This window comes from Prevotella sp. tf2-5 (genome assembly GCF_900115435.1).
Taxonomy (GTDB): domain Bacteria; phylum Bacteroidota; class Bacteroidia; order Bacteroidales; family Bacteroidaceae; genus Prevotella.
The window spans coordinates 410,364-423,914 of sequence record NZ_FOWK01000001.1 but is presented as its reverse complement, the minus strand read 5'-3'; the positions used below and the strand labels follow the sequence as shown (position 1 = coordinate 423,914).

Annotated in this window: 11 protein-coding genes; 10 read left to right on the top strand and 1 reads right to left on the bottom strand. The window is 47.9% G+C overall.

Going from position 1 to position 13,551, the window contains the following annotated elements:
• Positions 1–180: 180 nt before the first annotated feature.
• The 10 genes from BM257_RS01630 (at position 181) to BM257_RS01585 (ending at position 12,432) form a co-directional block, all read left to right on the top strand.
• Positions 181–852, top strand: coding sequence for a hypothetical protein (locus tag BM257_RS01630; RefSeq protein ID WP_092067565.1), 672 nt, complete (start codon positions 181–183; stop codon positions 850–852).
• 3 nt (positions 853–855) lie between these two features.
• A complete protein-coding gene (locus BM257_RS01625; protein ID WP_092067563.1) occupies positions 856–1,725 on the top strand; it encodes a DUF4384 domain-containing protein in 870 nt (289 codons plus the stop codon).
• A 21-nt stretch (positions 1,726–1,746) separates the two neighbouring features.
• The gene (locus BM257_RS01620; RefSeq protein WP_143096704.1) at positions 1,747–2,790 is read left to right on the top strand and encodes a hypothetical protein; all 1,044 of its coding nucleotides are present in this window, start codon (positions 1,747–1,749) and stop codon (positions 2,788–2,790) included.
• A complete protein-coding gene (locus BM257_RS01615) occupies positions 2,790–4,148 on the top strand; it encodes a caspase family protein (protein WP_092067559.1) in 1,359 nt (452 codons plus the stop codon). The genes BM257_RS01620 and BM257_RS01615 overlap by 1 nt, the downstream gene beginning before the upstream one ends.
• 4 nt (positions 4,149–4,152) lie before the next feature.
• Complete coding sequence (locus BM257_RS01610; protein WP_143096703.1) at positions 4,153–4,626, top strand: hypothetical protein; 474 nt, start codon at positions 4,153–4,155, stop codon at positions 4,624–4,626.
• A gap of 488 nt (positions 4,627–5,114) precedes the next feature.
• Positions 5,115–5,984: a tetratricopeptide repeat protein gene (locus BM257_RS01605; RefSeq protein ID WP_092067555.1), complete on the top strand. Its 870-nt coding sequence runs from the start codon at positions 5,115–5,117 to the stop codon at positions 5,982–5,984.
• Positions 5,981–8,032 (top strand): WG repeat-containing protein, encoded by a 2,052-nt coding sequence (locus BM257_RS01600; protein WP_092067553.1) that lies wholly within the window; start codon positions 5,981–5,983, stop codon positions 8,030–8,032. The genes BM257_RS01605 and BM257_RS01600 overlap by 4 nt, the downstream gene beginning before the upstream one ends.
• Positions 8,033–8,037: 5 nt before the next feature.
• Positions 8,038–9,675, top strand: coding sequence for a caspase family protein (locus BM257_RS01595; protein WP_092067551.1), 1,638 nt, complete (start codon positions 8,038–8,040; stop codon positions 9,673–9,675).
• Positions 9,672–10,820, top strand: a complete 1,149-nt coding sequence (locus tag BM257_RS01590; protein ID WP_092067549.1) for a CHASE2 domain-containing protein — start codon at positions 9,672–9,674, stop codon at positions 10,818–10,820. Before BM257_RS01595 ends, BM257_RS01590 begins: the two co-directional genes overlap by 4 nt.
• Positions 10,810–12,432 (top strand): hypothetical protein, encoded by a 1,623-nt coding sequence (locus tag BM257_RS01585; RefSeq protein WP_143096702.1) that lies wholly within the window; start codon positions 10,810–10,812, stop codon positions 12,430–12,432. The genes BM257_RS01590 and BM257_RS01585 overlap by 11 nt, the downstream gene beginning before the upstream one ends.
• A gap of 108 nt (positions 12,433–12,540) precedes the next feature.
• Here BM257_RS01585 and BM257_RS01580 read toward each other — a convergent pair whose 3' ends face one another.
• Entirely contained in the window at positions 12,541–13,548 is a 1,008-nt protein-coding gene (locus BM257_RS01580; RefSeq protein WP_092067545.1) for a 2-oxoacid:ferredoxin oxidoreductase subunit beta, read from the bottom strand.
• Positions 13,549–13,551 lie beyond the last annotated feature (3 nt).

Below are 13,551 nucleotides of genomic sequence, written 5' to 3'. Positions count from 1 at the left end.
ATAAATTTGGGCATTTTCGAACGTGAGTACCTTCAACCATAGGTTAAAGGTAGTGCAAATCGGGTAAAATGCCAAATAAATTTGGGCAGATAAAATAAAATATCAATATTTTTTGTTTTTTACCAACTAATTTGTACCTTTGCAAAAATCAATAACAGTTAAATCTATAAATGAGAGAAAATGAAAAAGGTTTTATTATTGGTGGGTATTTGTCTGTTGGCAGGTTCCACAATTAGTTACGCACAGTTGACAAAAGAACAGATAGAGGCGCGTAAAGAATTAAAGAAGGCTACCAAGGCTGAGTTGAACGAAAAGGCTACTAAGACCGCCCGTAAGGAGGCTAAGAAGTTGACTAAAGAGGGATGGAAGGTTTCTCCAGGAGCTTTGCCCATGGAGAAACAGTTAGACCGTTCTTATATGATGGAGATGGAAATAGATGATGATCTGTTCCAGAAGTTCATCATTGGTGAGGCGATGAGTTTCGGTAGTGTCTATGATGCGGCGAAGATGCAGGCAACAGAACTTGCCAAACAGGCTTTGGCAGGTAAGATTCAGACCGAGGTGACGGCTCTTATCGAGAATACGGTAGCCAACGAACAAGTAGGCAAAGACGTGGCGAACTCCCTTGCCAAGTCGATCATGGCGAATAAGAACCTGATTATTCAAAGCATTGGTCGTGTACTTCCTGTCGTGGAGCTCTACCGTGAGAAGACCAATGGCTATGAGGTGCTTGTCCGTATTGCCTATAATAGTAAAATGGCAAAGGCTGCAGCTAAAAAGGCGGCAAGCGAGGAACTGGCTAAGCAAGGTGACGAAGTACAGAAGAAACTCGACGACATTCTAGGCTGGTAAGTAATGAGACGAGCGGTTATCCTCCTGCTGACACTGTTGACAACTTCCGTTTTTGCCCAGAAGGTGAAGACGGTAGAGGGCGAATACACCTATCATGCTCCAGAGAATGTAACGATAGAGCAGGCAAGGCGGATTGCTTTGGAACGTGCAAAGATCCAGGCACTGGCTGACGAGTTCGGCACTATTGTTCAGCAACAGAACGTCACCCGTGTAGAGAACAGTAATGGTGAGTCTACGACGGACTTCTTCAGTGTTGGAGGCAGTGAGGTAAAAGGCGAATGGCTTGCTGACGAGGAAGATCCGGAATACAAAATCAGCTATGACGACAATATGCTGGTGGTGACTTGTCGCGTGAAAGGAAAGGCTCGTGAACTAGTGTCGGCAAAGATTGACTTCCAAGCCCATGTGCTTCGTAATGGTACCGAAGATAAGTTTGAGGACAGCGAGTTTTATGCTGGCGACGATCTCTATTTGTCATTCATCTCTCCTGTAAAAGGCTATGTCGCAGTCTATCTGATAGATGCTGATAGGCAGGCATATTGTTTGTTGCCTTATCGTAGTCAGTCGGAGGGCGCTTATGCTATAAGGGACGATCAGCGTTATGTGTTTTTCAGTGCCAAAGACGTTCCCCAACAAGAACGTGCCTTTGTTGACGAATACAATATGACCTGTGACAAAGACGAGGAGCATAACTTGATATATGTGGTGTTTTCGCCCAATGAGTTTACGAAGGCTGTCGACAGAGCTTCGGATTCTGAGACGCTGCCTCGTCAGTTGTCGCATAAAGAGTTACAGGAGTGGCTTGCCAAGTGTCGTAAATATGACAAAGAGATGAACGTGCAGTCGTTTCCTATGACTATTAAAAAGAAATAATTCACTAAAACTATAAATAAAATGAAAAAAACATCTATTCTCTTCGCATTTCTCTGCTTAGTTGCAGTGAGTGTATCGGCAAAGACAAAAACCGACTATCGTAACGCATTGATTCTTGCCTATTCACAGGCAAACAGTGTCTATGAGGATGACAACATCAAGTTGGAGATATATAATGAGCAGTTATGGGCTACCAATAAGACCAAAAAGACCATTTTCATCGACAAGGCCCAGTGCTTCGCTTTCCATAATGGAAAGGCAAAACCACTGTTTGACCCTGAGCAGAACAAGCAAGGTGATGATAAAAAAGCCTCCAAGAAAGGTGTGAGCACCAAGGAGGACGAGTACATCACCATTGCTCCCAATATCGGTGCTAAACAGAATGAGACATACATCTGCAATATGTCGACATCACTTTACAGGAAATATACTACCTCAGAGACTACCGACGACGACTTCACGGAGTATGACAAGCGACTGCTTTCCATTGTCGAGGAAATGGTGAGTGAGTCATTGGATGGTGACTCAAAGGGCAAAGAGTATAAAGGAACGGTTGTACGCCATCTGACAGAGGATGAGAGTATCAATAACATCGGAGCGTCTATTGCCTACGCCTTCAACAAGAAGAGTGAGGATTGGACGAATGTCTCGATGTCCACATGGGTAAGCGATGTTATTTTTGCTCCTTTTTACGTAGAGATGCCGACCGACCTGAAAAAGAAAGACAAGAAGGGGTTCGGAATCAAAGAGACGACACCGGCAATCCTCCACATCAAAGCCAATAGCCCCTTTGAGTTTGATGAAGATCGTTCACCTATCATTGTTTGTGACTGGGAAGGTAATTATAAAAAAGGTACCTTTACGCTGAATCACACCTGGATATCGAAGAAAAAGGGTAGCTTCCTTGGAAAGTTCGTAGGCGGTCTGTTTACTTTTGGAGCGTTGTGGTATACGCCCTTCTCCGAGAACGCCTATAAGAAGATTATCCATTTCGACGGTGCTACCGCAGACTGGGGAAAGCTTAATTATGTCAGTGACATCATGAATACCGGACAAGACGACTGATGCGAACATTACTGACGATAGTGATCTGTTTTTGTTGCCTTCACGGACATAGTGTGACGGTCGACAAACGCACCTCAGAAGCTCTGGGGTATATCAAGCAGGGCTATATACAATATGGGTTTGAAGAGCTGAAGAAATCAGCTGCCACCAATGATCTTGCCGCCCAGTTCTATTTGGCTGTCTGCTATCAATATGGTATCGGGACCGAGAAAAGCGATCCCGATGCCTTTAGGATGTATCGCAAGGCGGCAGAGCGCGGACTTCCTGACGCCATGTATCATATCGCTGCTTTCTACAGAGATGGTATTGCTGTGGCGCAGGATACTGAACGTGAGAAGGAGTGGCTGCAGCGCTATAGCAAGAAGGGGGGACAATTCCTGCTCACCGACCTCATACCTATCTATAACGAAGGTGTGAAGCATTCGCAGAACTATGCCCTGAACCCCAAGGGAGGCAGTGGCATTCCTGCCAATCAGGTGGCTCAGAATACAGTCCAGCAGCCTCAGGTCATCGTACAGGCACAGCCCATTGCTGTCACTCAGCCTCAGGCTGCCAATAAGCCTGCTCCGCAGACCAAGAAGTCAGATGTCGACCAGAACATTCCTACAGGCAAACTGATGCGTACACATACTTTCGCCCTTATCATTGCTAATGAGAACTATATGGAAGTTGCCAATGTTCCTAATGCATTGAATGACGGACAGGTCTTTAAAGAATATTGTCAAAAGACACTCGGCATACCAGAAAGCAATATCCGTTATACACCTGATGCAACACTGAATCGCATGAAGAGACAGTTGAGCTGGATCAGTCAGGTGATGGAAGCCTATAAGGGCGATGCCAACATCATCTTCTACTATGCTGGTCACGGTATCCCAGACGAGAGTAACCAGTCGTCCTACCTGTTACCTGTCGACGGCTATGGCTCTGATATAACGACGGGGTACAGCCTTGATGAAATCTATAAAATGCTAGGAGAAAAGAAGGCGAAGTCTGTTGTGGTATTGCTGGATGCCTGTTTCAGTGGTGCCAATCGTGATGGAGCTATGTTAGCTTCGGCACGTGGTGTGGCTATAAAAGCTAAACAGGGTGCACCTAAAGGCAAGATGGTCATTCTTTCAGCAGCGCAAGGTGATGAGACGGCATATCCCTACCAGGAGAAGGGGCATGGCATGTTTACCTATTATCTGTTGAAGAAACTGAGGGATACGAAAGGCGATGTGACTTTTGGTGAATTGGCTGACTACGTCACTAGTGAGGTCATGAAGCAGAGCGTCGTCACTAACGGCAAGATGCAGACTCCTCAGACTATTCCCTCTGACAAGGCAGTAGACTGGAAGAAATGGAATTTTAAATAAGTGTATGCGGACGCCTCTGAGAATGCTCCTGCTGCTCATCATGATGGGTTCCACTGCGATGGCGGTCGCGCAGGATGTCAATCTGGACAGCCTGTACGGGGAGTATGTGACAGAGGACGTGAGAAAGCAACTGGATAAGTTCAAGGAACTGGAAATACAACTGCAACAGCAGGAACAGGAGCGTGAAAAGAAGAAGACGGTGTGGTATGTGGTATTGGCATGCTGCGCCGTCAGTTCTGTTATTGTCACGGGAGGTATATTCCGTGCTGTCTTCAAGGGACAGGAGGGTGCACCGCTCCGTAATAAGCTCTCTGCCGGGGCTATCTGTCTGTGTGGCGGTATCGTCATCTTCCTGCTTGATGTCGTTTGGTTCTACATGTCCTTTGAGGCAAACCAGAAAGTACAGAAGCTGATCCTCTTTGCCATCCTCCTCGTCTTAAGTATCGCCTTGTGGATTTACACGAAAAGACAAAGGTGACCTGACTTTATGAATAATTCTGACAAAGTGCCTCAAATTTAGGGGCACTTTTCGTTTTTGTTTGCTGCTGGACGCAAATGAGCGAAAATAGCGGCATTTCGGTAATTCGTTTATAGCCAAAGAGTTACCAGTTTGAGAGGAGGAAAAAGGAGTCAGTAGTCAGGCGTCAGGAGAGAGAAAACACCGTTTTTGCCCCTGTTTTTCGTATAGAAAGGTGCCGACTTTCGGGTAGTTAGTCGGCACCTAACGGGTAGTTAGGTACCGACTAACCCTCCTTGAGGTGCCGCCTTTCTCTTTTTTCGCTCCAAACAAGCGTTTTTTCACACCCAGATTTTCCAGAAGCTCCTAAAATCCGAACAAGAATTTTGACCAAACTTTTTGACAACATATACTCGTGTCACTCTGTAGCCGTATAAAAAAATAATCCCCAATCTTTTGCTAATATCACTTTTTTCATTATATTTGCAGGGTATAATATACTATGAGATATGAGGAAAACGAGATTATTACTACTGATTACTTTATTGACTGTCGCAACGACAGTGATGGGACAGAATGATGCCAATGCCAGACGGCAGGCGGCAAGAAAGCGTGGTGCTAATGTCACCCGACAGACGACTCAACAGCCAGTTCAGCAACCGGTGCAGTCACAACAGCCACAGGCGACAGTGCCTACAACCCCTCCTGCACCAGTTAATATTGAGAATCAAAAACAGTACGACCAGTATATCGAGGCAGCCCAAAAAGGGGATGCTGCCGCAGAGAGGAAAGTCGCTGATAGTTTTAAGTTCCCTTCAGAAGGATATATCTATTGGTTGAGGCGTTCGGCAGAACATGGTGACCAGGGCTCTCAAAACGTGCTTGCCTTCTGTTATGCCTCAGGACGCGGCATCGGGAAAGACAAGAAACTGGCTTTCGACTGGTGGTTAAAATCTGCCGAACAGGGTAATGCCGCCTCGCAAGGTTCCGTAGCAGATTTCTATCTGGATGGGGATGTTATTCCCAAGAACGAAGAGAAGGCATACTATTGGTATCAGAAGGCTGCGGCACAGAATGAAGTCCATAGTCTGGTGATGATGGGTTATGCCTACGAGGGAAAGGGCATTATCCCTGCTGACCCCGTCAAATCCTTTGAGTGTTTCAAGAAGGCTGCGGAGTCGGGAAATGTTACAGGAGAATGCCAGGTGGCTTTCCGTTATTTCTACGGCGACGGTGTGACACAGGACTACGGACAGGCTGCCTATTGGTTCGACAAGGCGATTGCCCATGGTGACGACCCTGAGGAGGTAGCGTATTGGAAGGAAATGTCTGACAAGGCAAAGCTGAGGCAGCAGATTAAAGATAAGCAGAAGAAATGAGATACAGGACAATCATACTAGCAGTGCTGCTGACTGTCGCAGTCATCGCCTCAGGACAGACGAGACGGCGTGTCGCAACGCAACGGACCACAACCACTACGCAACAGAGACAACAGACACCACAGCCACAGCAGTCTTCCGATGACGAGTGGAAACTGCTGTATGACGACCTGCGCAAGTGTCGTGCCTCCAACCACTATATGGTCCTCAATGGTCCGTATATCGGACTGTGTGCCTCGGACGGTGAGGAGATTATCAAGCCTGGTATATATGACGCTGTCATCGACTGCAACCTGTCTGAGTATATCTTTCTGCTGAAGAATGACCTGTGGGGACTCTACGACCTGAAGCAACGCAAGGAGGTCATCCCCTGCAAGTACGAGAAAGACGGTATCTTGGTGCAGGATTTGTACAAGGAAGACTATGAAGGTCATCTTGCAAAGACACCTGTTCGTACTATCTGTGTGGTGAGCAGGGATGGTAAGAGGGGAATCTATGATGTCAGACAAGGACGTGAGATAGTGCCTTGCGACTATTTCGGAGCGGATGTGATGGAAACGGTTGATGACATGTACCTCGTATGGAACCTGCCATCGGGTAAGGACGTGACAGAGGGTTCTACGTCACTGCCCTATGAAGGCATCTACGATGCACGTCAGCACAAGCAGCTCACACCACTGAAATACGGTATGACATACCTCAGCGACTTTAAGAAACAAGACTACTGCCGAGTACTGAGCAACCGCGATCCTACTATTCAGCATGAAGAGGGAATCGGAATTGTTGACAGAGAAGGTCGTGAATTGCTGGAGCCGAAGTATACCACACTGATACGATTGGACATCCTCAATGACAAGAGTACTATTTATATTGTGGGTGAGGGAGGACAGCGCAGTGGTGACTTTGGTGATAATTACAGCGAACTTGTCAGCGACCGCTATGCCCTCTATGATGTGAAGAAGAAAGCTTTCCTGACAGGTTTTGACTACAAGCGCATCAACCCGTTGAAGGAGGGCATCGTGATATGGGAGGGAACGCAACTTACAGACTCCACCAGTCTGGAGGGACTGACCTCTTTCTGTACCAAGGATGACCAGTGGGGCTATATGGACGGATACGGTAAGATTGTCGTACCAGCCCAGTATGAGGCGGTGACGGAATTCGAGGGCGGTGTGGCACAGGTGACCAAGAACGGTGTGACCTCCATGCTCGCCAATCCCTTGAAAGGTACTGTATTGACGATTGCCAAGGGAACAGAGTCGGGCAAGAACATCGACAGTAACATCCCTGAGACAGGCAGGAAGGACGAGAACCTGTTTGCCTTTGTCTTTGCTAACGAGAACTATGCCAACCTGAAAGGTGCCGACTATGCCATCAATGACGGAAAGGTGTTCTATGAGTATTGCAGAAAGACACTCGGTATGGTTCCTGACAAACAGCTCCATTTCTACGAGGATGCCACCTATGGTAATATGGCGAGTGCCGTCAATACCATCAAGAATGTGGCAACAGTCTTTGACGGAGAGGCGAAGATCATCTTCTATTTCGCAGGACTGGGGGCTACAGACAGCAAGACCAAGGAGCGTTACCTGTTGTTAGCCGACGGCTCGTTGCAGACTCTCGGGACGACAGGCTATAGTGTGACGGAATTGCAGAACACGCTCAATAGTCTGAATACCGTTTATACGCTGGTCATCATTGATGCTCCCTTCTCAAATACGGACCGTAACGGCAACATGCTTGCCGAGTCGCGTGGTGTTCAGATAGCACCGAAGAAAATCCCTGTACAGGGAAAGACCATCTTCTGTGTCAGCAGTACGGACAACGAGACGGCATACGCCAGCAAGAACTACGGGCATGGGCTGTTTACTTTCGGTATCCTGCAGCAACTGCAACAGACGAAAGGGGAGGGGACGTTGAAGGAACTGATAGACAATGCCTCGGAATGGACGAAGAAGGAATCGATGAGTGAGTTTAAGCAGACGCAGACTCCACAGCAGACGGTTTCTATGGAGATGGAAGAGCGATGGCAGCAAATTAAATTCTGAATACGATGAGAAGAATCCTGTTGATATCCCTGTTGGCTGGTGTCTTCCAAGGTTGTCTTGCACAGATAGACTGGACCGAGGAAGACGACAACGGTAAGATCGGTTTCGTGGATGCCAACCGCAGATGGGTCGTTCAACCCGTCTACGAGGGCGCCAGTTGGAACTCATGGGCTCATGTCGGCACCTTCGTCGTCAACAGGACTGACCCGACAGTAGGAGCCATCAACCAGAAAGGCGAAGTGATTATCCTGCAGGGGAAATACGATGCGATAGACATTGTGAACTATCATTACCAGCGGAACGTAGGACCCTTCTATCTGAAACTGCATGAACTGAATGGCAGGTACGGACTGGCTGACGTGGAGGGAATAATCATCGTGCCCTGCCGCTATGACAAGATAGACATCAAGGAGCAGGGCGTACTTGCCGAGGAGAACGGAGGAAACAGGAGTGTATGGTCTTATGAGGGAAAGGAACTGGCAAAAAGCAATAGTCTTACTTTCCTCTTGGAGGAGAAATTCATCAAGACGAGGAAGGGTGAGAATATCTTTGGCGCCTATTCCTATGAGGGTGAACAGGTAGTGCCTTGTGAGTATGAGGAGGTTAACTGGGCAGCCGATGGCATCTATATCGTCAAAAAGGACGGGAAGTATGGCTACTATGCCCAAGGACGTGAGGTCATACCCTGTATCTACGACAGTGTCAAACCCTTCGTCAACGATGTGGCTACGATTAAGAAAGACGGTGAGGTGCGGATGCTGAAGAATCCGTTGAAGGATGCCGCGCAGATATTGACGGACGACAACCTGTTGGCAAACAGGAAGAAGGGCGGTCCTGTACTGAGCCGCTATCCGCCTCCTGACTCTGATGTCGACAAGGATATCCCTGTGGCAAAAGGAAAACAGGAGAAAGTGTTTGCCTTCATCATCGCCAACGAGAACTATCCCAAGGCTCCAGTACCATATGCATTGAATGACGGAAGGATATTCCGGGAGTACTGTATCCAGACACTGGGACTGCCGAAGGATCATGTCAACATCTATGAGGATGCCACCTTCGGCAATATCATCCAGGCTGTGGAGAAGATGAAATCCATCGCTGATGCCTACGACGGTGAGGCGAGTGTCATCTTCTATTACGCAGGACACGGTCTTCCTGACGAGAAGCAGTCTACTGCCTATTTATTGCCGATAGACGGAAATGTCTCTGATATCACTACGACAGGCTATAGTCTGGCGAAACTCTATAAGGAACTGTCTGTGTTGAAACTGAAGTCGTCGGTGGTATTCCTCGATGCCTGCTTCAGTGGGGCGAAACGTGAGGATGACATGCTTACCACGGGTCGTGGTGTCGCCATCAAGGTCAAGGAGACGGCACCGCAGGGTAAGATGATTGTCTTTACTGCCGCACAGGGTGACGAGACCGCCCATCAGTTGGAGGAGAAACATCACGGTATGTTTACCTATTTCCTGCTGAAAGAGTTACAGGCAACAGGAGGTGACGTGGATTTAGGAACACTGACGGACTATGTGACCAAACAGGTGAGACGACAGTCGGTGATAATCAATAACAAGATGCAGACACCCACCGTCATTCCGTCTGCGGCATTGGTGAATGACTGGAAACAAATGAAACTGAAATGAAAGCATTCGTTCGACATATTATCATTACTATACTGGCATTTGTGCTGGTAGCGACCTTCGCGTTAATAGCCTATAACATCCCGTTTATGGGACCTATTGCGGAGGCTATCAAGGAGTTTGAGATGACGGATGTGTACTGTCAGATCCTGCAGGATACGAATGAAGACGACGAGGAGGTGAGTGATATCATCACTATCGTGGATATGTCGGACCTCTATAACCGTAGGGATCTGGCTAAGGCACTGCAGGATATCGAGGCACAAAAGCCGAGGGTGATAGGCGTGGATGTGGTGTTTGAGGGACTGAAAGAGGACTCTATCGGTGATGAGATGTTGGCGGAGGTGGCATTGTCGAGCGATTATATCGTTTTCTCCTACAAACTCTTGGACTATGTCAACGACTCTGTCGGTCATGAGACAACAGTACACTCTTTCTTTGCTAATGAGGAAGGTGCGGTGAATGAAGGCTTTACCAATATGCCCCGTAACCTGTATGGAGGCATCAAACGGAAGCTGAGTCTGGGTGAGAGAGCGGAAGGGAAGGTAGTTCCTTCCTTTATCACGATGACAGCCAATATGTATGCGGGGAAAGAGACGGATGCCGTCACGCAGAGTCAGGTGAACATCAATTTCATTCCTCGACGCTATAGGGTCGTGCAGCCTGATTCTATCGCCCTTCATCCGGAATGGATCAAAGACAAGCTGGTACTCTTCGGGGCGATGAAAGACGAGTATGACATGCACTATACCCCCTTGGGAAAGATGGCGGGAACGGAACTGCTTGCCTATTCGATAGAGACGTTGTTAAAGAAGAGTGAGATAAAGGAGGTGAACGGATGGGTGATGGCTGTCATCACCTTCCTGCTGGTACTGTTGACACAAGTCGTGTTCGGTGTCTATATGGAATTTGCCAAGAAACGGAAGAACAGGGTATTGCGCTTCCTGATGTCAGCCTCCTTTATGCGAGGCTATCTGATGTTCTTCTGGATCGCTGTCTGGATGTGGATTGCTTTTATCCTCTTCTATCAGTTCGACATCTCCTTGAACATGGGATGGGCGTTGTCGGCAATGGCATTCCTGGTTCTTGCCCAGAGTATTTATGATGAGTTTATAGTCGCATTAAAAGATAAGAAGGATGGTCAATAAAATTGTAATCATACTATTTGCCCTGTTGGTGGCGGGAGCAAATGGAGAAGTCATGGCACAGCAGAAAAAGAAGTCTGTATCGAAAGTGTCGAAGCAGTATGCCAAGTATGTCAAGGACAAGGCTCAGGGCAAGGAGAAACTTGCGCAGAAGCGTTCGAGTGATCCTGCCACAGTGACAAGGGAACAGGATTCCATTGATGTCGAGCAGCCGCAGGACCCGATGCGTGCGGCTTATGAGAAGTTCAAGCAACAGGCTAAAACCGACTATGAGAACTTCCGTGACAAGGCGAACAAGGAGTATGCTGAGTTTATGAAACAGGCTTGGAAGGAGTTCCACGCTATGCCTCCTGTTCCTCAGCCTGTAGAGAAAGAAATACCGCCTGTTGTTATTAAAGAGGAGGAGAAGAAACCGATAGAGAGTAACCCGTTGCCTATTGATGAGGAAATTGTCACTTTGCCCGCTCCAGAACCACAGCCAGTTCCTGTAGCTCCTATCAAAGAACAGCCTGTGGAAGAGGAGGAGAGTGTCTCGTTTTCTGTCTATGGTACGAATCTGAAAGTGCGCTTCAGCAGTGATGAGCGTTTCCGTTTGCCAGACTGTAGCGAGCAAACGCTTTCTGAGGCATGGAAACGATTGTCGGGCAAGGCGTATAATAATACTATCCGCGACTGTCTGGAACTGCGTATCATGCGACAGTTTAGTGACTGGGCTTACCTGAAGATGCTCGACAGCTTCTCGAAGGCGTGTATGGGGCACGGCAACGAGGCAGTCCTGTTGATGGCATATATTTATTGCCAGTCGGGCTACCGTATGCGTTTGGGAGTGCTGGATGGACAGTTATATATGCTCTATGGATCTCAACATGTTGTCTTTAATAAGGCATACTATATTTTTGACGATGATTACTATTATATCTACAATAGTGATATCCTGAGTCTGAAAGTATGCAATATCACCTTCCCTAAGGAGAAGGCGCTCTCACTATATGTCCCCATGGAACAACTGTTTGACTATGCTCCTTCTGACGTACGACATCTGAAGGCAAAGCGCTATCCAAATATGGATGTTACATCGCAGGTCAACAAGAATCTGATCGCTTTCTGTGATGAATACCCGAAGTCGTCGATTTGGGATAATTTCATGACGCGGTGGGCAATGCTTGCCAATAAGCCAATGGAAAAGGAAGTGAAGGATAAGGTATATCCTCAGCTTCAGACATTCATTAAGGACCTGAGTCAGCTTGAGGCAATGGAACGACTGTTGAACTGGACGCAGACATCGCTTGTCTATGAGTATGATGACAAATTGTGGGGATGTGACCGACCGTTCTTTGCAGAGGAGTCGCTTTTCTATCCCTATGCTGATTGCGAGGACCGTTCCATCCTCCTGTCACGATTGGTTCGTGACTTGCTAGGGCTGAAGACTATTCTTATTTATTATCCTGGTCACCTTGCGATGGCAGTAGAGTTCACGGAACCGGTGAGTGGTGACTATATCATGCTGGATGGACGGAAATTCGTGGTATGCGACCCGACCTTCATCAATGCCAATGTTGGTATGACAATGACAGGAATGGATAATGCCAACGCAAAAGTGATCTTGCTGGAGTAATCTTGAAGCATACCGGTCGCTCTTCCTGTATGACATGAGGGGTAACGAAGTAAAACGGGGGCGTATCCTATTCGATACACCCCCGTTCTCATTTGATGGTTTTACCTATTATTTCACCTCCCAGATATCGTTGGTCTCCAATAGTTCTGTGAAGTTATGATACTTCTTCTGGGCACTGACCTCCGCGATTTGTGCATGGACAGCCTCGTCATAGGTGGGAGCATCCACGTCACGGATCACACCAAGGGCGACAGGGAAGCCGTCACCGTTACCCATCAGGGCGAGTTTCAACTGTAATGTGTTATCCTCGCAATGAGCATCATGTACCAACACGTCATCCAGGGTATAGCCGTCCTTGCCGATCTCCACGATCTTCAGACCGAAGCCTTGCTGGACAAGTCCGAACTCGTTATTCTCACCAAAGACGAGTTTCTCTCCATGTCGTACATAGATGGCGTTCTTCTTACGACCCTCTTTGTTATAGACACTCTCATGGGTGCCATCGTTGAAGATGACACAGTTCTGCAGGATCTCACAGACGGCGGCTCCTTTGTGCTCATAGGCAGCTTTCAGGATATCTACCGTACCCTGTGCGTCGGTAGCAACGGCACGGGCGAAGAAATGTCCACGGGCACCGAAGCACAGCTCTGCGGGACGGAAAGGATCCTCTACCGTGCCGTAAGGACTCGACTTAGAGACGAAGCCACGGGGCGAGGTGGGGGAGTACTGTCCTTTCGTCAAACCATAGATACGGTTGTTGAGCAGGATCATGTTCAGGTTGATGTTACGACGATTGGCGTGAATGAAGTGGTTGCCGCCGATGGCAAGACCATCACCGTCGCCAGACACCTGCCATACCGTCAGGTCGGGGTTTGCCACCTTCGCACCAGTGGCAATCGCTGCGGCACGTCCGTGGATGGTGTTCATACCATAGGTTGCCATATAGTGGGGCAGACGACTGGAGCATCCGATACCACTGATGACTGCTACGTTCTCAGGAGCTACGCCAATCTCTGCCATAGCCTTATGGAGTGAAGCCAGGAAAAAGTGGTCGCCACAACCTGGGCACCAACGGGGCTGGCCTTTCTTGAAATCTTGTGCTGTATATGTACTCATTGC

Coding starts and splice junctions, on each gene's coding strand:
- BM257_RS01630 (WP_092067565.1), top strand. CDS start 181: ATGAAAAAGGTTTTATTATTGGTGGGTATTTGTCTGTTGGCAGGTTCC.
- BM257_RS01625 (WP_092067563.1), top strand. CDS start 856: ATGAGACGAGCGGTTATCCTCCTGCTGACACTGTTGACAACTTCCGTT.
- BM257_RS01620 (WP_143096704.1), top strand. CDS start 1,747: ATGAAAAAAACATCTATTCTCTTCGCATTTCTCTGCTTAGTTGCAGTG.
- BM257_RS01615 (WP_092067559.1), top strand. CDS start 2,790: ATGCGAACATTACTGACGATAGTGATCTGTTTTTGTTGCCTTCACGGA.
- BM257_RS01610 (WP_143096703.1), top strand. CDS start 4,153: ATGCGGACGCCTCTGAGAATGCTCCTGCTGCTCATCATGATGGGTTCC.
- BM257_RS01605 (WP_092067555.1), top strand. CDS start 5,115: ATGAGGAAAACGAGATTATTACTACTGATTACTTTATTGACTGTCGCA.
- BM257_RS01600 (WP_092067553.1), top strand. CDS start 5,981: ATGAGATACAGGACAATCATACTAGCAGTGCTGCTGACTGTCGCAGTC.
- BM257_RS01595 (WP_092067551.1), top strand. CDS start 8,038: ATGAGAAGAATCCTGTTGATATCCCTGTTGGCTGGTGTCTTCCAAGGT.
- BM257_RS01590 (WP_092067549.1), top strand. CDS start 9,672: ATGAAAGCATTCGTTCGACATATTATCATTACTATACTGGCATTTGTG.
- BM257_RS01585 (WP_143096702.1), top strand. CDS start 10,810: ATGGTCAATAAAATTGTAATCATACTATTTGCCCTGTTGGTGGCGGGA.
- BM257_RS01580 (WP_092067545.1), bottom strand. CDS start 13,548: ATGAGTACATATACAGCACAAGATTTCAAGAAAGGCCAGCCCCGTTGG.